Source organism: Rhizobium etli CFN 42, from assembly GCF_000092045.1.
GTDB classification, from domain to species: domain Bacteria; phylum Pseudomonadota; class Alphaproteobacteria; order Rhizobiales; family Rhizobiaceae; genus Rhizobium; species Rhizobium etli.
In genome coordinates, this window is record NC_007761.1 from 1,960,909 (window position 1) to 1,985,408 (window position 24,500).

The 24,500-nt window shown below is 59.4% G+C and carries 24 protein-coding genes and 5 tRNA genes; 13 read left to right on the forward strand and 16 right to left on the reverse strand.

What is annotated here, in order from left to right; translation table 11 throughout:
- The first annotated feature begins 135 nt into the window (after positions 1–135).
- The 4 genes from RHE_RS09590 to recJ all read left to right on the forward strand — a co-directional run bounded on the left by RHE_RS09590 (position 136) and on the right by recJ (position 5,025).
- Positions 136–1,353 carry an LL-diaminopimelate aminotransferase gene (locus RHE_RS09590; protein ID WP_042118343.1) on the forward strand — a complete coding sequence of 406 codons (1,218 nt, stop codon included), beginning with the start codon at positions 136–138 and terminating at the stop codon, positions 1,351–1,353.
- A 61-nt stretch (positions 1,354–1,414) separates the two neighbouring features.
- Complete coding sequence (locus RHE_RS09595; RefSeq protein ID WP_011425165.1) at positions 1,415–2,740, forward strand: homoserine dehydrogenase; 1,326 nt, start codon at positions 1,415–1,417, stop codon at positions 2,738–2,740.
- Positions 2,741–2,896: 156 nt separating this feature from the next.
- Positions 2,897–3,142, forward strand: coding sequence for a hypothetical protein (locus RHE_RS09600; RefSeq protein WP_020921174.1), 246 nt, complete (start codon positions 2,897–2,899; stop codon positions 3,140–3,142).
- A gap of 80 nt (positions 3,143–3,222) precedes the next feature.
- Positions 3,223–5,025, forward strand: coding sequence for a single-stranded-DNA-specific exonuclease RecJ (gene recJ / locus RHE_RS09605; RefSeq protein WP_011425166.1), 1,803 nt, complete (start codon positions 3,223–3,225; stop codon positions 5,023–5,025).
- Positions 5,026–5,069: 44 nt separating this feature from the next.
- Here the strand turns inward: recJ and RHE_RS09610 are convergent.
- The 5 genes from RHE_RS09610 to gloA all read right to left on the reverse strand — a co-directional run bounded on the left by RHE_RS09610 (position 5,070) and on the right by gloA (position 7,423).
- Positions 5,070–5,144: transfer RNA gene (locus RHE_RS09610), tRNA-Glu, on the reverse strand.
- Positions 5,145–5,318: 174 nt separating this feature from the next.
- A tRNA-Glu gene (locus RHE_RS09615) sits at positions 5,319–5,393 on the reverse strand.
- 75 nt (positions 5,394–5,468) lie between these two features.
- A tRNA-Glu gene (locus RHE_RS09620) sits at positions 5,469–5,543 on the reverse strand.
- A 197-nt stretch (positions 5,544–5,740) separates the two neighbouring features.
- Positions 5,741–6,796, reverse strand: coding sequence for a YcbK family protein (locus RHE_RS09625; protein ID WP_011425167.1), 1,056 nt, complete (start codon positions 6,794–6,796; stop codon positions 5,741–5,743).
- Positions 6,797–6,982: 186 nt separating this feature from the next.
- Positions 6,983–7,423, reverse strand: a complete 441-nt coding sequence (gene gloA, locus RHE_RS09630; protein WP_011425168.1) for a lactoylglutathione lyase — start codon at positions 7,421–7,423, stop codon at positions 6,983–6,985.
- A 194-nt stretch (positions 7,424–7,617) separates the two neighbouring features.
- On the opposite strand from gloA, the gene RHE_RS09635 reads away from it, so the two are divergent.
- Both RHE_RS09635 and RHE_RS09640 read left to right on the forward strand, forming a co-directional pair.
- A complete protein-coding gene (locus RHE_RS09635) occupies positions 7,618–8,196 on the forward strand; it encodes a cold-shock protein (RefSeq protein WP_011425169.1) in 579 nt (192 codons plus the stop codon).
- Between the two features lies 1 nt (position 8,197).
- Positions 8,198–8,683, forward strand: coding sequence for a DUF192 domain-containing protein (locus RHE_RS09640; protein WP_041678635.1), 486 nt, complete (start codon positions 8,198–8,200; stop codon positions 8,681–8,683).
- Between the two features lie 65 nt (positions 8,684–8,748).
- Here the strand turns inward: RHE_RS09640 and RHE_RS09645 are convergent.
- Positions 8,749–8,825: transfer RNA gene (locus tag RHE_RS09645), tRNA-Pro, on the reverse strand.
- A gap of 633 nt (positions 8,826–9,458) precedes the next feature.
- Between RHE_RS09645 and RHE_RS09650 the strand changes: the two genes are divergently transcribed.
- The 4 genes from RHE_RS09650 to RHE_RS09660 all read left to right on the forward strand — a co-directional run bounded on the left by RHE_RS09650 (position 9,459) and on the right by RHE_RS09660 (position 10,596).
- Entirely contained in the window at positions 9,459–9,764 is a 306-nt protein-coding gene (locus tag RHE_RS09650; protein WP_011425171.1) for an ETC complex I subunit, read from the forward strand.
- Positions 9,765–9,821: 57 nt separating this feature from the next.
- Positions 9,822–9,898, forward strand: a tRNA-Arg gene (locus tag RHE_RS09655).
- Between the two features lie 121 nt (positions 9,899–10,019).
- Positions 10,020–10,166, forward strand: coding sequence for a DUF1127 domain-containing protein (locus tag RHE_RS35080; protein ID WP_157700401.1), 147 nt, complete (start codon positions 10,020–10,022; stop codon positions 10,164–10,166).
- A gap of 82 nt (positions 10,167–10,248) precedes the next feature.
- Entirely contained in the window at positions 10,249–10,596 is a 348-nt protein-coding gene (locus tag RHE_RS09660; protein ID WP_011425172.1) for a YciI family protein, read from the forward strand.
- Positions 10,597–10,875: 279 nt separating this feature from the next.
- Here the strand turns inward: RHE_RS09660 and RHE_RS31585 are convergent, their stop codons facing one another.
- The 3 genes from RHE_RS31585 to RHE_RS33535 all read right to left on the reverse strand — a co-directional run bounded on the left by RHE_RS31585 (position 10,876) and on the right by RHE_RS33535 (position 14,016).
- The gene (locus tag RHE_RS31585) at positions 10,876–11,268 is read right to left on the reverse strand and encodes an SOS response-associated peptidase family protein (RefSeq protein ID WP_011425173.1); all 393 of its coding nucleotides are present in this window, start codon (positions 11,266–11,268) and stop codon (positions 10,876–10,878) included.
- Positions 11,269–11,474: 206 nt separating this feature from the next.
- A complete protein-coding gene (locus tag RHE_RS09670) occupies positions 11,475–13,577 on the reverse strand; it encodes a choice-of-anchor Q domain-containing protein (protein WP_011425174.1) in 2,103 nt (700 codons plus the stop codon).
- A 235-nt stretch (positions 13,578–13,812) separates the two neighbouring features.
- Positions 13,813–14,016: a hypothetical protein gene (locus RHE_RS33535; RefSeq protein WP_011425175.1), complete on the reverse strand. Its 204-nt coding sequence runs from the start codon at positions 14,014–14,016 to the stop codon at positions 13,813–13,815.
- A gap of 748 nt (positions 14,017–14,764) precedes the next feature.
- On the opposite strand from RHE_RS33535, the gene RHE_RS09675 reads away from it, so the two are divergent.
- Positions 14,765–15,157: a hypothetical protein gene (locus RHE_RS09675; protein WP_042118348.1), complete on the forward strand. Its 393-nt coding sequence runs from the start codon at positions 14,765–14,767 to the stop codon at positions 15,155–15,157.
- 249 nt (positions 15,158–15,406) lie between these two features.
- Here the strand turns inward: RHE_RS09675 and RHE_RS31590 are convergent, their stop codons facing one another.
- From RHE_RS31590 to RHE_RS09695, 5 genes are all read right to left on the reverse strand, one after another.
- The gene (locus RHE_RS31590; protein WP_073990378.1) at positions 15,407–15,718 is read right to left on the reverse strand and encodes a hypothetical protein; all 312 of its coding nucleotides are present in this window, start codon (positions 15,716–15,718) and stop codon (positions 15,407–15,409) included.
- Positions 15,719–16,119: 401 nt separating this feature from the next.
- Positions 16,120–16,893 (reverse strand): amino acid ABC transporter ATP-binding protein, encoded by a 774-nt coding sequence (locus RHE_RS09680; protein ID WP_011425177.1) that lies wholly within the window; start codon positions 16,891–16,893, stop codon positions 16,120–16,122.
- A 17-nt stretch (positions 16,894–16,910) separates the two neighbouring features.
- Complete coding sequence (locus tag RHE_RS09685; RefSeq protein WP_011425178.1) at positions 16,911–18,056, reverse strand: amino acid ABC transporter permease; 1,146 nt, start codon at positions 18,054–18,056, stop codon at positions 16,911–16,913.
- Position 18,057: 1 nt separating this feature from the next.
- Positions 18,058–19,260, reverse strand: coding sequence for an amino acid ABC transporter permease (locus tag RHE_RS09690; RefSeq protein WP_042118350.1), 1,203 nt, complete (start codon positions 19,258–19,260; stop codon positions 18,058–18,060).
- Between the two features lie 96 nt (positions 19,261–19,356).
- Positions 19,357–20,382 carry an amino acid ABC transporter substrate-binding protein gene (locus RHE_RS09695; RefSeq protein WP_020921184.1) on the reverse strand — a complete coding sequence of 342 codons (1,026 nt, stop codon included), beginning with the start codon at positions 20,380–20,382 and terminating at the stop codon, positions 19,357–19,359.
- Between the two features lie 348 nt (positions 20,383–20,730).
- Between RHE_RS09695 and RHE_RS09700 the strand changes: the two genes are divergently transcribed.
- Positions 20,731–21,921, forward strand: a complete 1,191-nt coding sequence (locus RHE_RS09700) for a cystathionine beta-lyase (RefSeq protein ID WP_011425181.1) — start codon at positions 20,731–20,733, stop codon at positions 21,919–21,921.
- 139 nt (positions 21,922–22,060) lie between these two features.
- Here the strand turns inward: RHE_RS09700 and RHE_RS09705 are convergent, their stop codons facing one another.
- Together RHE_RS09705 and RHE_RS09710 are read right to left on the reverse strand one after the other, a co-directional pair.
- Complete coding sequence (locus RHE_RS09705) at positions 22,061–23,215, reverse strand: FAD-dependent monooxygenase (protein ID WP_011425182.1); 1,155 nt, start codon at positions 23,213–23,215, stop codon at positions 22,061–22,063.
- Positions 23,216–23,244: 29 nt separating this feature from the next.
- On the reverse strand, positions 23,245–23,490 hold the full coding sequence (locus tag RHE_RS09710) for a zinc-finger domain-containing protein (protein ID WP_011425183.1): 246 nt from the start codon (positions 23,488–23,490) through the stop codon (positions 23,245–23,247).
- Positions 23,491–23,648: 158 nt separating this feature from the next.
- Between RHE_RS09710 and RHE_RS09715 the strand changes: the two genes are divergently transcribed.
- Positions 23,649–24,434 (forward strand): alpha/beta fold hydrolase, encoded by a 786-nt coding sequence (locus tag RHE_RS09715; protein WP_011425184.1) that lies wholly within the window; start codon positions 23,649–23,651, stop codon positions 24,432–24,434.
- Positions 24,435–24,500 lie beyond the last annotated feature (66 nt).

Sequence of the window (24,500 nt, forward strand, 5' to 3'; positions counted from 1 at the left end):
TTCCGTCAAAGATTTGCCGTGTGATTTAGGTCTGATGAATACGGCGCTGCGATTGTGAAGTTCGTGTCGCAGCCGCCGGGAGACGGAACGAACTTCGACCGCGGCCCGAAATGCCGCCTTTCCATGGGGAATGAAATGGAAGAGTTTCACAAAGTCCGGCGTTTGCCGCCTTATGTTTTCGAACAGGTCAACCGTTTGAAAGCAAGCGCGCGAGCGGGCGGCGCCGATATCATCGATCTCGGCATGGGAAACCCTGACCTTCCCACTCCCCAGGCGATCGTCGACAAGCTGTGCGAGGTCGTGCAGGATCCGCGCACCCACCGTTATTCCTCCTCCAAGGGCATACCGGGCCTGCGCCGCGCCCAGGCCGCCTATTATGCCCGCCGTTTCGGCGTCAAGCTCAACCCGGATACGCAGGTGGTCGCCACCCTCGGCTCCAAGGAGGGCTTCGCCAATATGGCGCAGGCGATCACCGCGCCCGGCGACGTGATTCTCTGCCCGAATCCCACCTATCCGATCCACGCCTTCGGCTTCCTGATGGCCGGCGGCGTGATCCGCTCGATGTCGGTGGAGCCGGACGAGACTTTCTTCCCGCCGCTTGAGCGCGCGGTCCGGCATTCGATCCCGAAGCCCCTGGCGCTGATCCTCAACTATCCCTCGAACCCGACGGCCTTTGTCGCGACGCTCGATTTCTACAAGGACGTCGTCGCCTTCGCCAAGAAGCACGACATCATCGTGCTCTCCGACCTCGCCTATTCGGAGATCTATTTCGACGACACGCCGCCGCCGTCGGTTCTCGAAGTGCCGGGCGCAATGGATGTGACGGTCGAGTTCACCTCGATGTCGAAGACCTTTTCCATGCCTGGCTGGCGCATGGGCTTTGCCGTCGGCAACGAGCGGCTGATCGCTGCGCTCACCCGCGTCAAATCCTACCTCGATTACGGCGCCTTCACGCCGATCCAGGTGGCGGCGACGCATGCCCTGAACGGCGACGGCTCCGACATTGCCGAAGTGCGCAACGTCTATAAGCGCCGCCGCGACGTCATGGTCGAAAGCTTCGGCAAGGCCGGCTTCGATGTGCCTCCGCCGGCAGCCACCATGTTCGCCTGGGCGAAAATCCCGGAAAAGTTCCGTCATCTCGGTTCGCTGGAGTTTTCCAAGCTGCTGGTCGAGAAGGCCGACGTCGCCGTTGCTCCGGGCATCGGCTTCGGCGAGATGGGCGACGACTATGTCCGTCTGGCGCTTGTCGAGAATGAACACCGCATCCGTCAGGCTGCGCGCAACATCAAGAAGTTCATGTCGACCGCAGACCAGACGATGCATAATGTCATCTCGCTCAACGCCCACCGTTAATTCCAACTCTTGGGCAGCCGCGTTCGGCGGCTGCCGCCACACATACATTCAGGATCGATCCATGGCAGATGCCCTCAAAATCGGCATTGCGGGCTTAGGCACCGTTGGCGCCTCGCTTGTCCGCATCATTCAGCAGAAGAGCAACGAGCTTGCCGTCACCTGCGGACGTCCGATTACGATCACCGCGGTTTCCGCGCGCGACAAAACGCGGGACCGGGGCGTCGATCTTTCTGCCGTCGCCTGGTTCGATCGGCCTGAGGATCTGGCCGAAAAGGGTGATATCGACGTCTTCGTCGAGCTGATGGGCGGCGCCGAAGGGGCTGCCAACGTCTCGGTGCGCGCCGCACTTCAGCGTGGTCTCCATGTGGTGACAGCCAACAAGGCGCTGCTCGCCTATCACGGCGTCGAGCTTGCGACGATCGCGGAAGAGAAGGGCTCGCTGTTGAATTTCGAGGCGGCGGTCGCCGGTGGCATCCCCGTCATCAAGGCGCTGCGCGAATCGCTGACGGGCAACGCCGTCTCGCGCATCTATGGCATCATGAACGGCACCTGCAACTACATCCTGACCAAGATGGAGAAGGAGGGGCTTTCCTTTGCCGAATGCCTCAAGGAAGCGCAGCGGCTGGGTTATGCCGAAGCCGATCCCGCCTTCGATATCGAAGGCAACGACACCGCCCACAAGCTTGCCATCCTGACGACGCTTGCCTTTGGCAATCGCATCGCGGCCGACGACATCTATCTCGAAGGCATCACCAATATCTCGATCGAGGACATCCACGCCGCGGCCGAACTCGGTTACCGCATCAAGCTGCTCGGCGTTGCCCAGCGCACCGAGACCGGCATCGAACAGCGTGTACACCCGACCATGGTCCCGGTCGATTCCGTCATCGCCCAGGTCGACGGCATTACCAATGCGGTGGCAATTGAATCCGACGTACTCGGCGAACTGCTGATGGTCGGTCCAGGCGCCGGCGGCAATGCGACGGCCTCGTCCGTGCTTGGCGATATCGCTGATATCGCCAAGAGCCAGCCGGGTGCTCAGCGCGTGCCGGTGCTCGGCCATCCCGCAAAGGCGCTGGAGCCTTACCGCAAGGCGCAGATGCAGAGCCACGAGGGCGGATATTTCATCCGCCTGACTGTGCTCGACCGCACCGGCGTCTTTGCAAGCGTCGCCACCCGCATGGCGGAAAACCACATCTCGCTCGAATCGATCGTCCAGCGCTCCACGCAGCACCTGGCCCCATCGCATCACCAGACGATCATCCTCGTCACCCATGCGACGATGGAAGAGTCCGTGCGCAAGGCGGTCGCCTCGATAAGGTCGGAAGGCTACCTCTTCGGCGAGCCGCAGGTGATTCGTATCGAACGGCCGAAAGAAGAAGCTTAAGCATTTTTCGCCTGGTAGTATCAGCCGCTCTGTCTCTGGCAGGGCGGCTTTTTCTGTTAATCGTTCAGCCTCCCCAGCGGAAGTCTATATTACCAAATGCCGAAATATTGATATAAATAAAACCATAGATGGTGAGTCGCCGGCGTGGAGTATTTCATGAGCAAGGACAGCCACGCCGGAAAGGAGCATGGCAGCCCGAGCAAGGTGCCGCCAGCCCGCCCTGATATGTTTGCAGACATCCTCAAGCCGGCGCGCCCTGACATTCGGGACGACAGCCATGACGGGGCCTTTGACGATGAACACACGGAAGGCCGTAACTGGGCCATTCTGCTGACGCTGTTTTCGTTCTTCTTGGTGCAAATCGGTGGCATCGCCGTGATCGTCTGGCTGATCTTCTGGTAAAAATCCGTGTCTGCAAATCCGTCGCTATGTTATCTCCGCTGCTCCTGTAGAAAGAACAGATGAAGTCAGCGGAGTTTGGCATGGCAGATCTCGTCGATCCGGTACCGCGCGCGTTTCTCGGCGTGGAGAAATCCGCACTCGACAATCGCTGGGTTGCAAGACTCGATCAGGCCGGCCAGAACCGGGCGCTCGCCATGGCGCAGGTTCACGGGCTGCCGGATCTGATCGCCCGTGTTCTCGCAGGACGCGGCGTCCGGGTGGACGAGGCGATCGAATTCCTCGATCCGACGATCCGCAGCCTGATGCCCGATCCCCACACGCTGACGGATTGCGAGAAGGCGGCTACCCGCCTCGTGCGTGCGATCGAGCGCGGCGAGAGCGTGGCGATTTTCGGCGATTATGACGTTGACGGCGCGGCCTCCTCGGCGCTGATGTTCCGCTTTCTCAGCCATTTCGGGGTCAAGGCGAACATCTACATTCCCGATCGCATCTTTGAAGGCTACGGCCCCAATCCGGCGGCGATCAACCAGCTGATCGACAATGGCGCTCGGCTGATCGTCACCGTCGATTGCGGCTCCACCAGCCACGAGGCGCTTGCGGCGGCTGCGGCGCGCAATATCGATGTCGTCGTTATCGATCACCACCAGGTGACACATGAGCTGCCGCCCTGCCATGCGCTGGTCAACCCGAACCGCGAAGACGATCTGTCGGGGCAGGGGCATCTGTGCGCGGCCGGCGTCGTCTTCATGGTGCTGGTCGCGACGCTGAGGCTGCTGCGAGCGGCCGGCAACAAGCGCATCATGGCCCTCGACTTGTTGCAATGGTTGGATATCGTGGCGCTTGCGACAGTCTGCGATGTCGTGCCGCTGAAGGGGCTCAACCGCGCCTATGTGGTGAAGGGGCTGGTCGCCGCCCGCCACCAGAGCAATGCCGGCCTTGCCGCGCTCTTCCGCAAGGCGGGGCTCGCGGGGCCCGTGACCCCCTATCATTTCGGCTTCCTGATCGGCCCACGCATCAATGCCGGCGGCCGGATCGGTGACGCCGCACTCGGAAGCCGCCTGCTGACGCTCGATGATGCCGGCGAGGCGGAGGTGATCGCGCAGCGCCTCGACGAGCTCAACCGTGAACGTCAGGCGATGGAGGCGATGATGCTGCAGGAGGCGGAAGCCGAGGCGCTTGCCGAATATGGCGACGGCGAGGGCGCCTCCATCATCGTCACCGCCCATGAGAAGTGGCATCCGGGCATCGTCGGGCTGATCGCCGCGCGGCTGAAGGAGAAATTCAAGCGGCCCGCCTTCGCGATCGCTTTCGATCCCTCCGGCCGCGGCACCGGCTCAGGCCGCTCCATCAACGGCTTCGACATGGGCAGGATGGTGCGGGCTGCGGTCGAGGAGGGCATCCTCGTCAAGGGTGGCGGCCATGCCATGGCGGCCGGGCTGACGGTCGAGCGCGCCGATCTCGGCAGGTTGAGGACCTTCTTTACGGAGAAGGCCGCAAGGACGGTGGCGAGCCTCGTCGCCAACGAGACATTGAAGATCGATGGCGCGATCGGCGCCAGCGGCGCCACGCTTGAACTCATTGACCGCCTGGAAGCCGCCGGCCCCTATGGCTCCGGCCACGCCCAGCCGCTCTTTGCCGTACCGGCGCATCGGGTGCGAGATGCGCGCCTGGTCGGCGAGAAACATGTGAAGGTGACGCTGGAGGCGATGGACGGGTCGCGGCTCGACGGTATCGCCTTCCGCGCCGCCGATACTGGTCTCGGCAATCTTCTCATCAACTCACGCGGCGCGAGCCTCCATGTCGCAGGCTCGCTCGGCGCTGAACATTATCAAGGCGCGCGCCGCATCCAGCTGCGCGTCTGCGATGCAGCGCCGGCGAAATAGAGCGGTCACGAAAAACGCGTGGCGGATGAGCAAATTAGAGGAAGTGGCACGCCCTAGGGGAGTCGAACCCCTCTTCCCAGAATGAAAATCTGGTGTCCTAACCGATAGACGAAGGGCGCTTCCTTCGTGGTGGCGCCCTTATAGTCAGCACCTTCGAAAGCCGCAAGCGCCAAGGCGCGAAAAAATCACAGTTTCTTCGATTTTTTTGAGCTGTTGAAAACCATGGCGCTACGATGCGGCGGATATCTGGAATTATCTGACCGGTGGGCGGTTGGCGGCAATCATAAGCGCGATGGTACGCCCTAGGGGAATCGAACCCCTCTTTACAGAATGAGAATCTGTCGTCCTAACCGATAGACGAAGGGCGCAGGCCAGCCTCGTTAAAATAGGCGTGCGCGCCGGCTTCTGCAAGCGGATGTGGTGGCTTCAATATGGGGAGAAAGTGGCACGCCCTAGGGGAGTCGAACCCCTCTTCCCAGAATGAAAATCTGGTGTCCTAACCGATAGACGAAGGGCGCTTCCTTCGTGGTGGCGCCCTTATAGTCAGGCACTTTCGATCCCGCAAGCGGCAAATTCGATTTTTTCAAAAAAATGGCAGATATTCCGCCTGCACGGTTATTTGAGATTGCCGCTGCCGAATCAAAGGCTTGTACTTCCTACTAGAAGTGGGTGAAGTTCAGCTGACGTTAGGTGAGGGAACTTCGCGCCGACGGTGTCAGATCGCTCTTGCGGTGGCTAGAGGCGCCCGTTTGCCGCCGCAGCCCCAGTTCCAGTCGCGGGTCTTGCCGGTGTCGAGATGGACCGAGTCGGTGTGGCAATAGGTGCCGACCCCGCCGCGAGCCGGCAAGGAGCGGATATAAGCGGCGATATCCCACTTGGACACGCCGTCGATCTGAATATCCGCGGCCTCACAGCTCTTGTGCATCGATTCGTCGGCGCCACCGACCAAACGGTTATGTTCTTCGTCGCGATAGCCTGATGTGACGATGACAGGACGGCCGAAATGGCTTTCGACCGTCTTGATCACTTTCAGCAGGTCCGGCCTGAAGCAGCCGACCTCGACATGATCGTTCTGGACGTGCAGCCCATTCGGCGCAACACGCGTCATGCCGGGCAGGGCGGCTTTGTGCAGGAGGCCGGAAAGACTGCCGAGCAGGTTCTGCTTCGGTGCGCTGTAAAGCGCGTTTGTCGTCGAGGCCGGGATGCCGCCCGTCGCCAGCGAGGCTGTTTGTACGGTCGCAGGCTGCGTGCCGGAATTTTCGGACGATTGCTGCGGCAGCACCGGCGCTGCCGGCTGTGAGGGCATGATCGGCTGACTAGAGACGCTGTTTTTTGCGGGTGTCACTCCGTCCGTCGGCGCATAGGCTTGCGGCTGAATGACGGTGGACGTGCTGTTGTTCTGCGGCGGCGGCTGGTGATCCGAAAAGATGCTCATCGCCTGCGCGTTGATCCGTGTCGACTGCATGACGAGCCCGCCTATATTGGCAGGCGCGGCCATTGCCGGATCGGCCGGCGGGGCGGCGGCATTTGCATCCCCTGCCACGACCTGTGGCGCGGGGTGGGCGCCGGAGACATTGACGAGCCGTGGGTCGGTATAGACTGAGCGCGGTGCAGATTTCACGGGCGCCGTTGCGCCAAGCTGTGGCGCTGCAGCCATCGTCGCCGGAACCTCCGGAACCGCCGCGGCAGAATCGAGCGTCTTCTTGTTCGAGACGCAGCCCGACAGCGCCAGCATCGAAGTGGCGATCAGCAATGCGCCCGTAATGGGCATCCGCTTCTCAATATTACCCAAGCAATCAGTCTCCCGTTGATGCGAAAAACGGCGAAATATTGCCATCCTTCGCTTCGATTCACCGGGAGATTGCCTGCGGGGCCGGATCGCGGCAAGCGCCAAGGCGCCGGCCGGACCCGAAATCGCAAAAGCCGCAAGTTTCGCAAAAGCTTGCGGCCAAAACCCTTACCAGACGCCGGTATTGCCCATGGAAGCCCAGGGTTCAGCGGCCGGAAGCGGGCTTCCCTTCTGCAGAATTTCGATCGAAATGCCGTCGGGCGAGCGCACGAAGGCCATGTTGCCGTCGCGCGGCGGCCGGTTGATGGTAATGCCGTTTTCCATGAGCTTCTGGCAGATCGCGTAAATATCATCCACCTCATAGGCGAGGTGGCCGAAATTGCGTCCTCCGCTATAATCCTCCGTATCCCAGTTATAGGTAAGCTCGAGGCAGGGGGCTTTTTCGCTGCGGGCGCGGTCGAGATCGTCGCGAGCAGCCAGGAAAACCAGGGTAAAGCGGCCCTTCTCGTTCTCGTGACGGCGAATCTCCTCCAGTCCGAACAGCGTGGTATAGAAGGCAAGCGAAGCGTCCAGATCTTTGACGCGAACCATCGTATGAAGATAACGCATTCTATCTACTCCTTTATAGGGGCTGGCCTTTTTGGTGAGCCGAGGTCAGCTTCGGGCAAGTCATCTTTATAAAATGTGCAGCTGGGAATAACCGAAAACTAGGACTTGCGCTTATCCGTTACCAAGATGTTAATCTTGATTTCAAGAATCAGTTAACCGTAACAGTGTGACGCGTATTCGAGGGGCTGGCGATAATGGCTGATAGGATTTCATCGAACGCATACGCCGATGTCGACGAGTTGTCGTCAGAAGCGGTCGATCTTGTCGAAATCACCGGTGTCGTCAAGTGGTTCGACGTCGCCAAGGGCTTCGGCTTCATCGTGCCTGATAACGGCATGCAGGATGTTCTTCTGCATGTGACCTGCCTGCGCCGCGACGGCTACCAGACGATCCTCGAGGGGACGCGCATCGTCGCCCTTGTCCAGCGCCGCGAGCGCGGCTACCAGGCTTTCAAGATCCTCTCGATGGATCAGTCGACTGCCATTCATCCCTCGCAGCTGCCGCCGGTGCGCACCCATGTGCAGGTCACCGCCACCAGCGGCCTCGAGCGGGCGCTTGTCAAGTGGTTCAACCGCACCAAAGGCTTTGGCTTCCTGACGCGCGGTGAGGGCACTGAAGACATTTTTGTGCACATGGAGACGCTGCGCCGCTTCGGGTTGACGGAGCTGCGCCCCGGCCAGGTGGTCCTCGTCCGCTTCGGCGACGGCGAAAAGGGCCTGATGGCCGCAGAAATCCATCCCGATGTTCCGAGCCCGGCAAGCCGGTCGCACTGACATGCGCGGCATCGTCCTGTTCTATGCGATCAGAAGCGCCATCATGGCGCTTTTTTTCTTGGTCGCCCTGCCGACTTTGGCTGAGGAGGAGATGCGGTTCGACAACGAGCCGCTGCTTATCCAGACAGCCGCGGGAAAGACGCTGCATTTCACCGTCGAGGTCGCCGCCACCGGTGATCAGCGCGCCCGCGGGCTGATGTTTCGCAAGTCGATGGCCGACGACGCCGGCATGATTTTCGACTTCGGCCAAACGCGGCGCGTCGCCATGTGGATGGAGAACACCATCCTGCCACTCGACATGCTCTTTGCCGACGACAGCGGCACGATCCGCCACATCAAGGAAAACGCAACACCCTATTCGCGCGACATCATCGATTCGATGAACCCGGTGAAATACGTTGTCGAACTCAATGCCGGCATCGTCAGCAAATTCGGAATCAAGCCAGGCGACAGAATCGTGAGCGCCACGACGACGAAGGCGAAGTGATAGCGCGCAAGCTCGCGATGTGCGATGCCGGCCAAAAAGAAATTCAAGAATATCAGGATATTGAATGGTCGGAGTGGAGAGATTCGAACTCCCGACCCTCTGGTCCCAAACCAGATGCGCTACCAGACTGCGCTACACTCCGTGCCGTGATTGGCAGCGGGAATACACGGTTCACTCCGCCGTCGCAACCCATAAATCCAGCTGTGGCCTGAGATTTCTCACCAGGCCTGTGGACGCAGGGGGAAAATCTCGGTGGCCGGTCAATTTACCTGTGAGCCGCAATTGGATGTCAGGATGAGCCTTAGCCGCGGGCGATCAGGCCGATATACTGGGCATAGCTGATAGCGATATAGAAAAAAGCCGTGATGCCAGCTCCTATCACAATGGCATTGAACTCTGTCGAACGTCTCATCATGCGTGCATCCACTGAAGCCGATTAAGCCGCAAACTAGTGCCCGTGGCTGGCTGCGGCAATCAGCTTGTGATCACAACATGAGACAATTGGTAATATTGCGCAATCGCCTGGAATTCCTTCGGATTTAGGTGGAATGGCAAGCGACATGAGGGAAGAATGTGCTGAGCCGCGATAGGCCTTGTTCCCCAACCCATTGCCGCATCGTCGATCCGCTTTTTTCTTGAAAAGACGGGAATTCGCGGATAAGCAAAATTCATCTCTTCGCGTTATCGCTAACGACGAAGCAAAGGCCCGGCAACGGGATTGAGACCAGGAAAGAGGGGGCGTGCTATCCCCCGCATATTCGGAGATGCCGCAGTCATGTCTGCCAAGATCTATCGTCCTGCTAAGACCGCCATGCAGTCCGGCAAGGCCAAGACCCATCTCTGGGTGCTTGAATTTGATCAGGAGACGCCGCGCAAGATCGATCCGATCATGGGCTACACCTCCTCGGGCGACATGCGCCAGCAGGTAAAACTCACTTTCGAAACGCAGGCGCTTGCCGAAGCCTACGCCCAGCGCAACGGCATCGAATACCGAGTCATCGCGCCGAAGGACCCGGCTCGTCAGGTCGTGGCCTATCCGGATAATTTCCGCTATACCCGCACCCAGCCCTGGACGCATTGAGATTTCTCGTCCACATATGGCGCATTCGGTCGCGCTCTTTAAACGTGACCGCCGGACGGCCCCTTAGCTCAGCTGGATAGAGCACCTGCCTTCTAAGCAGGTTGTCGCAGGTTCGATTCCTGCAGGGGTCGCCATCAATTCTTTAAAATTCTGTTTTCGCTCTGGTTTCTAGCGCAAGCCCCTCATCGGATTTGTTCTGAGGGGTTAGGATGTTCTCTTTCAGTTTCGCAGTGCCCGATAATGCAAGCCGTTTGGATGCTGCTGAAGCATCAGCGAAAGTACCGCCGAAGCTTGAGCGAGCTCTCGCGGTTTGACTCTCGCCTTCTTTGTGACATCGGCTTGGAGCCTCCCAGAGATCTCCACTGGAAAGATCGGAGAGCAGCAGCAACTCTCACCGGATAACTGAACTGGCAGCATTCTTTTGCTCTTTGTCCAATCGCGGTGTTCAACTGCGACTATCATCGACAGCACCATGGAGAAACCGATGCGCTACCTTTGTCTCTTCTATATCGATCAAACACTTGTTGATGCCGCCAGCAAGGAGGAATGGGCCGAGATCAACCGGGAGTCCTTAGCTTCCAATGAAGAACTCCAACGTTCAGGACACTATCTTGCCTCCAACGCTCTTGCCGACCCAAAGACTGCAAAGACATTGCGCGTTCGCGCCGGCAAGGCGAGTTGGACCGACGGGCCCTTCGCAGAGACCAAGGAGCATTTGGGTGGCTTCCTGCTCATCGAAGCGAAGAACCTTGCGGAGGCAATGGAGATCGCGCAGCGGGACTCGCTCGCTCGGATGGGGGCGATCGAAGTGCGCGAGACCGCCGGCTTTTAGATTAGAACGGCCCACTTATGCTCGCTCCGCCAGCGACCGCCATCCGAGAGGGAAGTCAGATCGTTGCTGGAAGAACCGATTATGGTCGTCCAGACGCCGAGTGAGCGGATGCCGAGGCATTTCCGAAAGAGCCCCGCCGAAGCGGGCAAGTCTTGACAAACACGGATCGCACAGGAGGAACCCCGTGCTTTCCTGTTGCTATAACGAAAAAGGGAACTGTCAGGTTCCGGTAGGCTGTTGGACCGAGGCTATCCCGCTGGTCGCAGATAAGCCGAGGTTTCAGTGCCGCTGGGGATCAAGACTAACCGGATTGATGATCTCTGGCCCGACGGATTTGACATTATCCACGGCACGACCAATCGGCCACATGGTCATAAGCTCTGCGGGCTTCATCAGGTCGCATGGATCAGGTTCCGGCGACAGCCAGCGCGCATAATCCTCTCGTTGCAGAATGACGGACAAACGGTTACGGATCTCCGCAATCATCTCATTCGGCTCGCAGGTGGGGATAGCTAAGTTGCGCGTCGACACCCCATTCTCACCTTCTCTGGCTTCCCAGATGCCGGTGATCGCGAAGGCCGATCGTCCTTCATCGCAATGGCGTATGGCTGGTTGTCCATGCCCTTGCTGTGAGTGTCCTTCTACTCGAAGAATCCGTCGATCGGCCCGCAAAGCTGCACGGGAGCGGCCGGCCGCGAAAAAATCACAGCGCGCGGATGGGATCGCCGCTCGGGCTTCGCCCTCCCAGCTTGCTCATCCACGCGCTGAAGCAACCGAAGTTTGCGCGCCGTGTGGCGGATTTTACTCCGCCGTCGACATATTCCCGGATTGGTGGCACGATTATTGCAGCGGTCGGACGACCGCCGCAACGGGTATCTTTACAGGAGAAAATCGCCTGCCCCCAGCTGGACGTGGCCGTTCAGCTGAATCTCGAAGTCATGAACACCGTCGCCGTTCAAATCGGCCTGGATAACGGTATGGTCGTCCTCGTAGTGCCATGCGAGCGCGCCAGCCTTCTTATCGAACAAGGCATTCTCCTGCGCCTGGAAATGGAAGGCTGAATCGCCCTGCGCAGAGCCATTCGCATCGATCGCCGAGAGATCGATCTTATCGACGCCATGCTGGAAGTCGGTGATGACGTCGCGGTTCCAGCCGGACCCGGTCTCCGTCGCTGTCTTGAAGACAAACGTATCCGAGCTGGTGCCACCGGTCATGATGTCCTTCCCGGCACCGCCAATGATGACATCCCCGCCGGCGCCGCCGTCCAGCTTGTCCGCGCCGGCCCCGCCATTGAGAACGTTGCCGCCGTTGTTGCCGCCGGTCAGCACGTCGTCGTAGCTGGAGCCGGTCACGTTTTCGATGCTGACGAGCTTGTCACCAGTGGCGTGCCCGCCCGATGCGGTCCAAGTCGCCAAGCTGACGTGGACCCCCGCGTTGGAGCCCGCATAGCTGGCTGTGTCGTTGCCGCTACCGCCGTCGATCACGTCCGCGCCGGCGCCGCCCTTCAACAGGTCATTGCCGGCGAGCCCCTTGAAGGTTTCGTTGCCGCCGTTGGACTGACCGTCGTGTGGCATGATGTCGTTACCGTTGGTGCCGGTGTATAGCTTCGTCGTTGTGGTTGGCGTTCCCGTGGTTGGCGTCTCCGTAGTCGGGGTACCGGTGGTTGGCGAAGTCGGCTCCGTTGGCGAAGTCGGCGCGGTTGGCGAAGTCGGTGAAGTCGGCGCGGTTGGCGAAGTCGGTGAAGTCGGCGCGGTTGGCGAAGTCGGCGTAGTTGGCGTTCCCGATGTGGGGCTGGAGCCGGATTCGTAGGCACCCATATCGACAGTTCCAACGACGCGATGGTCGCCGTCCAGATCGACGGAGCTGACGCCGTACTTGCTGGTTCCGTGGTCGATCGCCGTCGAGCCGGAGCTGAGGTGGAAGTTGTCGCTCGATGCCCCTGCGAATTTAGGGTCAACGCCGAGCTGGTTGCCGTTCGCCGTGCTCGGCATCGCGTTGCCGCCATCGGTTTTGACCGAGGCCTGGCCGGCCGTGCCGTTGTAAGTGATGTTGTTGGCCCAGACAACGTTCTTGTTGGTGTAGGCGTCGGTAGACGTATTATCGATCGCGGTATTGTTCTTGTTCAGCGATGGATCCGCTACGGCGATGTTGTTGACCCAGGTGTTGTTGCTCGACGCCGAGTTGCTGAGTTCGCCGCGCCAGGTGCCGCTGTTCTGCGGGTCCTGGTTGTTGTGGTATGCGGTGTTGTTCGACACAGTGACGGAGTCGCTCCAGGTAACCTGGATGCCTTTGCCGCCGTTCCCGTAGACGAGGTTGTTGTCGACCAGGGTCTTGAACGTGTAGTTCGGGTTACCGCTCGCCTGCGTGCTCTGGAAGTCGTCGATGATGATGCCGTTGCCGTCGGTGTGCTCACCAGTTTTTGTGACGTTGTCGTGCGAGATGTTGTTGCGCACGATGTTCCGGTATCCGTCCGTCGAGGTATCACCGGTGATGTTCCGGTTCTGGTAGATGGAGATGCCCGAGAACCAGCCTGTCGAAGCGTTATTGTAAGTCTCGTTGCCTTCGATGTGGATGAAGTCCGACTGGTTGAACTGGATGCCCGACTCTCCGCTGCCGTGGACCTTGTTGTTGAGGATCTGGACGTGGTGGACATTGTTCGCTTCAATGCCGTCGCCGTTGGCGCCGCCGATGTCAAAGCCGTCGATGACCACGTGGTTGGCGTTGACACTGATCGCGTTCCACGAGCCCGCGGGCGGCCGGATCAGCGCCCCACCGGGCACTTCCGAACGCAGCGTGATGTCGCCGGCCGCCGAGCCGTCCTTGTCGATGTTGATGCTCTCGTTGTAGGTCCCGGGCTTCACCACGACCTCGTCGCCAGGCTTAAGGTCCGAAGCCATCGCCTCACTGATCGTGCGAAAAGGAGAGGAGGCACTGCCGTTACCGCCGCCGCTGCTGCTCGAAGCTACGTAGTATGTTGTCATGGTTTTGTTCCTCAACTTCAGCGTTGTCTAATATTTTGTGGTTAATCATGTCTTGCGGCGGGGTTTATAGGACGAGGTTCTGAAGGGCGCAACAGCATCTAAACAGTAAGTACTTGAGAAACATAGCCATATTGCTGCCACAATATCCAGATCACTCCCAAGTTACATTTTGAAATATTTGCGGAAATCCGATTCGCCCAAATTGGGACAAAATATATATCTCGCTCCCCGCGAATTATTCTTTCTGCAACCATAGCGAGGCCCGCCCATTGAAAAGATTAGGAAAATCTGATGGACGTGACTGGAATCCTGCCGCCAAGGAGGGATCAACATTTTTTCTGAATTTTTCAATTTTTGGCAGCTTCGCCTTCACGATTGGGGCTAATTGACATGGCCGTGGCAAGGCCAGCACCCTCTCCGGGGTGCTCGATTCGATCATGAGTCGCTTTCAAGACTGATTAGATAATGGGCACACCGCTCCTCCGCAGACACATGCCAGCAGGTGAAATTCGCCTTCGAAGCGCAGGCTCTGGCGGACGCCTATACTCAGCGCAACGGCATCGAATGCGTGTGATCGCGCCCAAAGAAACCGCTCAGGTGGTGGCGTATCCCGAACAATCCTGAACTCGAACCCCGCCCATTTTGAAGAGGGTGGGCGGGGCAATTCATCCATGGCTCGGGGTCACATCGCTAGATTACAAGGGAAATTTGCTCGGACACCTCATCTGGCGTGGAGGCGGCCGAACCCAGTTGCGGCGCGGGGTCCTTTGGCGGCACATCGAATGGCACGGAGATGTTCAGACGCTCTCGGCCTCGCAGTTGTTGTATAGCGAGGGAAAGATCCATCTTCTTCGTGGCTGGTCTTTCCGATACCGGAGCCATGACGATTTCGGTTTGGCTGTCACGTCGTCATGCAGGCGGCAAGCAGTTTTATGGAGATCATCTTTGATACATCGCAGACGTGAATAATATTACCCAAGACGGCAAAGTAATCATCGCAAGTGGGTTATTTCGTGTGGTGCGTTGCAGCCAAGACAAAGACAGAAATTCTGAGGATGTCGCCAGAAAGTTGAAATATCGTGGGATTATATATGTTCGATCTGCGCTATACTGCCTCTAGCCGTAATAGGTGGGATGCTGCTGCCGTCGACAACGTATACCCTCCCCACAATTCTTAGGGGGCGAGGATGAGAACGATCTTTGTGAGCATCAGCGCCGCTGCATTTCTAACTGCAATGAATGCCTACGCGGTTGATCTTCCTGCAGGGGCCAAAAAGGCTACTATGGACGAGTTCAAAGCTTTTGCTGATGGCAAGCATGTGAAGGTAGAGATTGTCGACCTCGAAAGGCCTGTGACCGCCGAACTCGTTTGGAGTTGGAAGAAGGGGACCATTACCGGCAAGGCCGATGTCGGCGGCAAAACGATCGACGTGAAAACGAAACTCACCTTCAAGGGGGATAAGGCCTGTTCTGCCGGCAAAGGCGAAAAGCCAAGCTGCCATTTTATCTATATCGACGGCAGCAAGTTCTATGAAGTTCGAGATGACATGAAAGTACATGCGGTGTCGACTGTCGGTTGAGGTTCGCATCCATCCCGCAGCTCCCGATCTCCGCACTTATGGAGCTCGGTCCAATCCCGCTGCTCCGGTTGCCCTGAAAGCCGCGCTGCAGGTTCCACCATCCCCGTGGTAAATGCCGGACGGCAAGGCCGGCCATCCGACAGCGCCAAAAGCTGATATGCGGCCGCCGTCGACAAGCCACACCGATACAGCGGGCTTGTGTTCCCGGCTTTTGAAGTCCTATGGCAAACTAGAACCGTTCGGTTCTTCTCAGCGATCCAGGAAATGATCGAAGTAAATCTTGGGGATGGGGTAAGCGTAGACGCCTCGATCGACAAAGCCGCGCCTGTAGAGGCAATTTCTGAGCGCCGCGTTATAGTGCAGGCTCTGCGGATCCGGCGACCCGCGTCGCCATGAGCCTGCCTCCGGCACGCACCACCTAAGAGCTTTGTCATATCGAGAGAGGAGGGCAGGGTCTGTGTCGACCCGAATGCCACTGTGGGATTGATAGTTTGAAGGAGATTCTGCGGCTGAAATACAGCCCAGGCTAAGTGCAACGCCAACGACTGCCATCAATCTCATTGGGTTCAGTTCTCCTCTGATTGATCATCGAAGTAATCGAGCGGGAGGTTATTTGTTTCAACGCCTGCGGGCAAGAGGCATGAGCTGCTAGAGCAACTCCAGGAAAGCGTTGAACGGTTTTCCGTCCGTAATTGCATAAAAACAAAAGCTTAGAGCGGTTCTGCGCCTCCATGAAAGCTGAACCGCTCTAGGCATTGCCGGGACTGCGCCGGCGTCGCGGCGGTCATCCATGCTCTCAACGGAACAATCCGAGAATCAATCCAGGAGATCGGCCTGCACCTTCCGCTGAGCGGCGGCGATTCCGGTCCTACCGGCATCTGCTGTCAGTTGCAGGCGACCGCCGCCCGCTGAACATGAAAGACCCGCCTGCGGCGGGTCTTAAACAAGTTCAGCGTTCGGGGTCAGTGCAGGATCTGGCTGAGGAAGAGCTTGGTGCGCTCGTGCTGCGGATTGTCGAAGAATTCGGCCGGCGAATTCTGCTCGACGATCTGCCCCTGATCCATGAAGATGACGCGGTTGGCGACCTGGTGGGCAAAACCCATTTCGTGGGTGACGCAGAGCATGGTCATGCCTTCTTCCGCGAGGCCGACCATGGTGTCCAGCACTTCCTTGATCATTTCCGGATCGAGCGCCGAAGTCGGCTCGTCGAACAGCATGATCTTCGGGTTCATGCAGAGCGACCGGGCGATGGCCACGCGCTGCTGCTGACCGCCGGAAAGCTGGCCAGGATATTTGTTTGCCTGTTCGGGGATCTTGACCCGCTTCAGGAAGTGCATGGCGATTTCTTCCGCCTGCTTCTTCGGCATCTTGCGCACCCAGATCGGCGCCAGCGTGCAGTTTTCGAGGATCGTCAGGTGCGGGAAGAGGTTGAAGTGCTGGAACACCATGCCGACCTCGCGGCGCACCTCGTCGATCTTCTTCAGATCGTTGGTGAGCTCGGTGCCGTCGACGATGATCTGGCCCTTCTGGTGCTCTTCCAGGCGGTTGATGCAGCGGATCATCGTCGATTTGCCCGAACCGGACGGGCCGGCGATGACGATGCGTTCGCCGCGCATGACCTTCAGGTTGATGTCGCGCAGCACGTGGAAATCGCCGTACCACTTGTTCATGTTGATGATTTCGATCGCCACTTCCGTTGCGGAAACGGTGAGCTTCTTAGCTGGAGCTTCAGCCATGATTATTTCCCTCATTCTTATCGTTTGTGGCCCGTGTCGAGGTGACGTTCGATGAATGCTGAATAGCGCGACATGCCGAAGCAGAAAAGCCAGAAGGCGAAGCCAGCGAATATCAGCCCCGTCAGCGGCGTTACTGCGGTTGCCCAGTTCGGATCGACGAAGTTGAGGCGAACGATGCCGAGAAGGTCGAACATACTGATGATCGATACCAGCGAGGTGTCCTTGAACATGCCGATGAAGGTGTTGACGATGCCGGGGATCACCAGCTTGATTGCCTGCGGCATGATCACCAACCGCATCTTCTGCCAGTAGCCCAACCCAAGCGAATCCGCGCCCTCGAACTGGCCCTTGGGAATAGCCTGCAGGCCGCCGCGGATGACTTCCGCCATATATGCCGAAGCGAAGATCGATACCCCGATGACCGCGCGCAAGAGCTTGTCTACCGTCCAGCCGGCCGGCAGGAAAAGCGGCAGCATGACGCTCGCCATGAACAGGACCGTAATCAGCGGCACGCCCCGGACGACTTCGATGAAAACGACGCAGAACGTGCGGATGACCGGCATCTGCGACCGTCTTCCGAGCGCCAGGATGATGCCGAGCGGGAAGGAGACGGCGATGCCGACGAAAGAGAGCACCAGCGTCACCAGCAGCCCGCCCCAGAGTGGGGTCTCGACGATTTCCAGGCCAAATCCGCCGTAAAGCAGAAAGAAGGAAATAATCGGCAGCACGCCGAAGAGCAGGAGGGCATTGACGCCTTTGCGCGGCGCCGAAGGGATGAGCATCGGCACCAACAGGAGTACGAAAAGAATGCCGACCAGCGTTGGGCGCCAGCGCTCGTCGAGCGGATAACGTCCAAAGATGAACTGGTCGAATTTGGCATTGACGAAGGCCCAGCATGCACCGCTCCAGCCATCCGGCTGGATGCCACCCTGTACGGCAGTGGCGCAGAAGGTGCGGTCCGGGCCGCTCCAAACCGCCTCCACGAAGAGCCAGTCGAGCGCGTGCAGCAGGGCCCAAACGACAAAGACCAGCGCCAGGATGGTAAGGACGATGTCCTTGGGCGTCGCAAGCAGGTTGCGGCGAATCCAAGCGACCGGGCCTTTCTCGGCTGAGGGCGGCGGCTCCGGCGCCAGTATGGCGCTTCTGACGAAAGCGTTGCTCATCTTACCTCTCCACCAGCGCCATCTTGGCATTGAACCAGTTCATCAACAGCGAAGTTACGACACTGAGACCGAGGTAAATGACCATCCAGATGAGGATCACCTCGACAGCCTGACCGGTCTGGTTCAGTGTCGTACTGCCGACGGCGACGAGATCGGCAAAACCGATTGCGATCGCCAGCGACGAGTTCTTGGTCAGATTGAGATACTGGCTGCTCAGCGGCGGAATGATGATGCGGAGGGCCTGCGGAATAACGACCAGCCGGGTGATCGACGAGGGGTGAAGCCCAAGTGCGCCTGCAGCTTCGGTCTGTCCCTTCGGCACACCGCGAATGCCTGCGCGCACGATTTCGGCGATGAAGGCAGCGGTGTAGAAGGAGAGTGCCAGGAAGAGCGACATGAATTCCGGCCCGACGACGGAGCCGCCGGTGAGGTTGAATTTGCCCGCGATCGGATAATCGAACGAAAGCGGCGCGCCTGCGAGCAGGAAGGTGATTAGCGGCAGGCCGACCAGCAGGCCGATCGAAGCCCAGATCGTGTGGAACGGCTGACCCGTCGCCGCCTGCCGGCGATGTGCCCATCGGGCCGTGGCAATCACCGCGATGATCGCGACCACGAAGGCGACGCCAACAAGCCAGAAAGTCTCGCCGAAGATCGGCTTGGGAAAGGAAAGACCGCGGTTGTTCAGATACGTCCCGAGCGGCAGATGCAGCGACTCGCGAGCATTCGGCAGAACCGCCAGAACGCCCGAATACCAGAAGAAGATCACGAGCAGCGGCGGAATATTGCGGAAGACTTCGACATAAACCGTGCACAGTTTGGCAATCAGCCAGTTCCTCGACAGGCGGCCGATGCCGACGATGAAGCCGATGATGGTGGCGGTGATGATGCCGGTAACGGCGATCAGGATCGTATTCAGAAGACCGACGACCAGCGCCCGGCCATAGGTCGAATCGCTTGAATAGGCGATCAGCGACTGACCGACCTCGAAGCCGGCGCGGCCGTTCAGAAATCCGAAGCCCGACGCGATGTTGGCGCGCGCCAGATTGACGGCAGTATTGTGTGCAACCCACCAGACGAAAACGACCAGCAGTACGATGGTGAGAACCTGGAAGAAAATGCCCCGAACTGTCGGGTCGTAGAGGGCGGACTGAAAGCTCCAGCCGCTCCTGGATAAACGCGTTGAATCCAAAGCCTGATGCGTCATGCTTGGCCAATTCCCCATTATGCTCCTTTTCGGAGCTTTTTTATTGGAGGAGGAAAGGCGGTCGCCCGCCTTTCCGGCTTTCCTGCGTGATGCCGCTCAGCGAACCGGCGGAGCGTACTGGATGCCGCCCTTGCTCCACAGGGCGTTAAGGCCGCGCGCAATCTTGAGCGGGCTGCCCTGGCCGATGTTGCGCTCGAAGACTTCGCCGTAATTGCCGACGTTCTTGACGATGTTATAGGCCCATTCGTTGGTCAGGCCGAGATCGGTGCCGATCTTGGTGTCGGCCTCGACGCCGAGGAAGCGCTTGATGTCAGGGTTTGGCGAGTTCTTCATGTCGTCGACATTCGCCTGAGTGATGCCGAATTCTTCAGCGTTGATCATGGCATAGCCGACCCAGCTGACGATATCGAACCACTGATCGTCACCCTGACGAACGGCCGGGGCGAGCGGTTCCTTGGAGATGATTTCCGGCAGGATCGCGTGTTCGTCCGGGTTCTTCAGCGTGAGGCGCAGCGAATAGAGGCCGGACTGGTCGGTGGTGTAGACGTCGCAACGGCCGGCATCATAGGCGGCGTTGACCTCGTCCAGCTTTTCGAAGACGACCGGATTGTACTGAAGGTTGTTCGCCTTGAAATAGTCGGCGAGGTTGAGCTCGGTGGTCGTGCCCGACTGGACGCACACGGACGCGCCCGAGAGTTCCAATGCCGACTTCACGTTCAGGCTCTTGCGGACCATGAAGCCCTGGCCGTCATAATAGTTGACGAAACGGAAGTTCAGGCCGAGTGCCGTATCGCGGTTGATCGACCAGGTCGTATTGCGGGCGAGGACGTCGATTTCGCCCGACTGCAGGGCAGGGAAGCGATTGGCGGCGCTGAGCGGTGTGAACTTCACCTTGGTGGGGTCGCCGAACACGGCCGAAGCGACAGCCTTGCAGAAGTCGACGTCGAAGCCCGCCCAATTGCCGGAAGCGTCAGGCGCGGCGAAGCCGGCGAGACCGGTGTTGACGCCGCACTGAATGAAACCCTTTGCCTTTACATCACCGAGAGTCGTGGCCGAAGCAGCCGAGGCGCCAAGAGCGAAAACTGCTGCGCCGATCGCGGCGGACAGAAGCTTGTTCTTCATTTTTTTCCCAACCTTTTCCATCGTATTATATTTTCTTGTGGGGCGTTCCGGCGGAAAACTCTGCCATCCCCATCGTCTCGACACCCTCCCGGCGCGAGTACCCTATCACAGTCGCAAATGTCACCATGGTCAAGTGTCGCGATCAATAATTGCGGCAAAATTCAGCTTTTTGCCAAATTGCGCCGCATTCGAAGCCAGTTGGCCAGGAAATGGGCGCCCGATTGCGGAAAAATAACGCGAAATTCGAGAATCCGTGCATCCGCGGTAACCGTCTTTGAGGGGTTGACCGGGCTGCTCGAGGCGTCCAAAAGTCTGACTTTGCGCCCCTCGCCAAAGGCTATTTCCGACATGAAAGACAAAGACCGCTTGCTGCAGACTGCCGGCATCAATACCCGCCTGACCCATATCGGCAACGATCCCTTCAATTATCACGGCTTTGTCAATCCGCCGGTCGTGCATGCCTCGACGGTCCTTTTTCCGAATGCGGCGACGATGGACACGCGCTCGCAGAAATATACCTATGGAACGCGCGGTACGCCGACGACGGACGCGCTCTGCGAAGCGATCGACGCGCTCGAAGGTTCGGCCGGCACGATCCTCGTCCCCTCGGGGCTGGCGGCCGTCACCATTCCGTTCCTGGGGTTCGTCGCCGCCGGCGATCACGCACTGGTCGTTGATTCGGTTTATGGCCCGACCCGCCATTTCTGCGATACGATGCTGAAGCGCCTCGGCGTCGAGGTGGAATATTATGATCCCGCGATCGGCGCCGGCATCGAGGCACTGTTCCGGCCGAACACCAGGATCGTCCATACAGAGGCTCCAGGCTCCAATACATTCGAGATGCAGGATATTCCGGCGATCGCGGCGGTCGCGCATCGCCATGGCGCCGTCGTCATGATGGACAATACCTGGGCGACGCCGCTCTATTTCCGGCCGCTCGATCACGGCGTCGACATCTCCATCCACGCGGCGACGAAATACCCGTCCGGCCATTCCGATATCCTGCTCGGAACGGTGTCGGCCAATGCCGAGCATTGGGAGCGGCTGAAGGAGGCGAACGGCGCCCTTGGCATCTGCGGCGCGCCCGACGATGCCTATCAGATCCTGCGCGGATTGCGCAGCATGGGGCTGCGCCTCGAGCGCCATTATGAAAGCGCGCTTGATATCGCGGAATGGCTGGAGGGCAGGCAGGATGTCGCCCGGGTGCTGCATCCGGCGCTGCCGAGTTTCCCCTCTCACAATATCTGGAAGCGTGATTTCAAGGGCGCCAGCGGTATCTTTTCCTTCGTGCTTGCCGCGGAGAGCCCCGAGAAATTCAAGGCGAAGGCCCACGCCTTCCTCGACGCGCTCAAGATTTTCGGTCTCGGCTATTCCTGGGGCGGCTTTGAAAGCCTCGCGCTGCACGCCAATCTGAACGACCGCAAGGTCGCCAAGGCCCCGAAGGAGGGGCCGGTCATCCGCCTGCAGATCGGCCTGGAAGACGTGGCTGATCTCAAAGCCGATATCGAACGGGGTTTTGCGGCGGCAAGCGCCGTCTGAGCAGTTGCGGCTAACGCATGTCGCGAAAAAATGTGCAGCGGTCTTGCGGCAACGACATGCGTAAAACAAACATCTAAGCGCAAGGAGCGAATCTGAAAGATCGCGACGCGCCTCAGGCGCTGCGGCCGCCTGCGGCGCCTTACGGCGTGCTCAGAGCCCGGTAGCCGTAGATCCAGTCGAGATCGGCCGCCAGGTTTTGCGGCGGCTTCAGGCCGAGCACCAGATCACGCGCGATCCGAATCGGACCCTTCGCATGATAGGCAAATTTATTGAAGGCGCCGCGCTGGCGAAGCTTTGCAATGCGCGGTGCACGATGCCTTTCAAAGAGCGCCAGTGCTTTCGCTACCGGACGATTGGCGAGAAACGCGGCAAGTTCGTAGGCGTCTTCGATCGCCATGGCCGCTCCCTGGGCGGCAAAGGGCATCATCGCATGCGCGGCATCGCCGATCAGAATCGTCCTACGGCCATCCTGCCACACGCCCGATGTCGTTTCGAAGAGCGGCCAGAACGTCAGCTTCGGCTGTTTTTCGAGCAGCGACATAATCGCGCTGTTCCAGCCGGAAAGCTGCGCCCTGAGCCGTGCGCGCTGCTCTGCCGTCGGCTCGTTTCGCCAAGCCTGCGGCGCGGCATTGCCGGCGGTGATCGCCACCATGTTGATGCTGGCGGTCTCCCTCAGCGGGTAGCAGACGAGATGCGCCGATCCGCCGAGGAAGGCCGAAACACTTGTTCGGTCGAGAAAACCCGGCGCCTCGTTTTCGGCAATGGTGAAGCGGTAGGCGATATTGCCGGAAAAGCGCGGCGAGGGGCTGCCGGGCACGGATTGCCGGAGCTTCGACCAGACGCCGTCCGCGCCGATGACGACATCGGCGGCCCGCTCGACAGGCGGCGAATTCGATTCCATTCGCACGCCGAGATGAAGCCGGCAGAGCGGATCGGCTTCGACCGCAGTGAGAAGCGCATTCTGCAACGTGGCGCGGTGCAGCACGCCATAGGGTGCTCCCCAGCGCTGCCGCGCGAATTTTCCGGCCGGCACGGCCGCAAGCTGGCGCAGCGAACCGCCTGACATTAGCCGGATCGTGTCCGGTTCGAGCCAGACTTTTGAAAGTCCGTCGAGGATGCCGAGTTCAGCCAGGATGCGGGAGGCGTTCGGCGAAACCTGCAAGCCGGCGCCGACTTCGATGAGTTCTTCCGCCTGCTCGAAAATCTCCGAGCTGATGCCCCGCCGGGAAAGCGACAGCGCGGCGGTCAGCCCGGCAATGCCGGCGCCGATGATGGCGGCATGTTCGACCGGCATTATCAAGTCCGATCCGGATTCTGGACTGTTTACGCCGCCTTCACGTGGAAAACGCAGCCTGCCGGATTGGTCTGGCTCGGCTTGAGAGACGCATTATAGCGGTAAAGCGTCGAGCAATAGGAGCAGACCTTCTCGTTGTCGTCGCCCATGTCAATGAAGATATGCGGATGGTCGAAAGGAACCGAAGCGCCAGTGCACATGAATTCCTTGACGCCGACTTCGATGACGCGATGACCGCCGTCGTTCTGGAAGTGAGGAATGTTGTGGCCGGCCATGTCGCTCTCCGAATGCTATGAAAGGTGCGCGGACCTTATAAGTCTTCGCTGCAAATGTGTAGAGCCAAAGCGCCGCGGCAAGCACAGTTTTCAGCCACGGTTTTTGGCTTCACGCTGGCAGGCGGCTCGATTATGGTCGCGCCAAAAAGGAAGACCCGATGAACCTGAACACCCCCGCATTTTCGAGCTTTACCCATGAGGGATTGCGGCTCGCCTTTTTTGACGAAGGCGATCCCTCCGGTGTGCCTGTCCTGTTGATTCACGGCTTTGCCTCGACAGCAAACGTCAACTGGGTGAATCCGGGGTGGCTGAGGACGCTCGGCGATGCCGGCTACCGGGTGATCGCCATCGACAATCGCGGCCATGGCGCGAGCGACAAGCCGCATGATGCCGAAGCCTATCGTCCATGGGTGATGGCCGGCGATGCGATCGCCTTGCTCGATCATCTCGGCATCCCTGAGGCCAATCTCATGGGCTATTCGATGGGCGCGCGCATTTCCGTCTTTGCTGCACTCGCCAATCCGCATCGCGTCCGCTCGCTGGTGCTCGGCGGCCTCGGCATCGGCATGACCGATGGCGTCGGCGACTGGGACCCGATTGCCGATGCGCTGCTGGCTCCGTCGCTGGACGTCGTGATGCATGACCGCGGCCGCATGTTCCGCGCCTTCGCCGAACAGACGAAGAGCGACCGCACTGCGCTTGCCGCCTGCATCCGCGGCTCGCGCGACCTCGTCGCGCGCTCGGATATGGCCAAGCTCGATATGCCGACCCTGATCGGCGTCGGCACCAAGGACGATATCGCCGGCTCGCCGCAGGAGCTGGCTGCCCTGATGCCCGAGGCCGAAGCGCTCGATATTCCCGGCCGCGATCATATGCTCGCCGTCGGCGATAAGGTTTTCAAGCAGGCGGTGCTGGCCTTCTACGCAAGGGTCGCCGAAGGGTGACATCATCATGATGCCGAAAAATCGTGCTAAAAAACCATGGTGACGGCACCCATTTATGTTATTGGC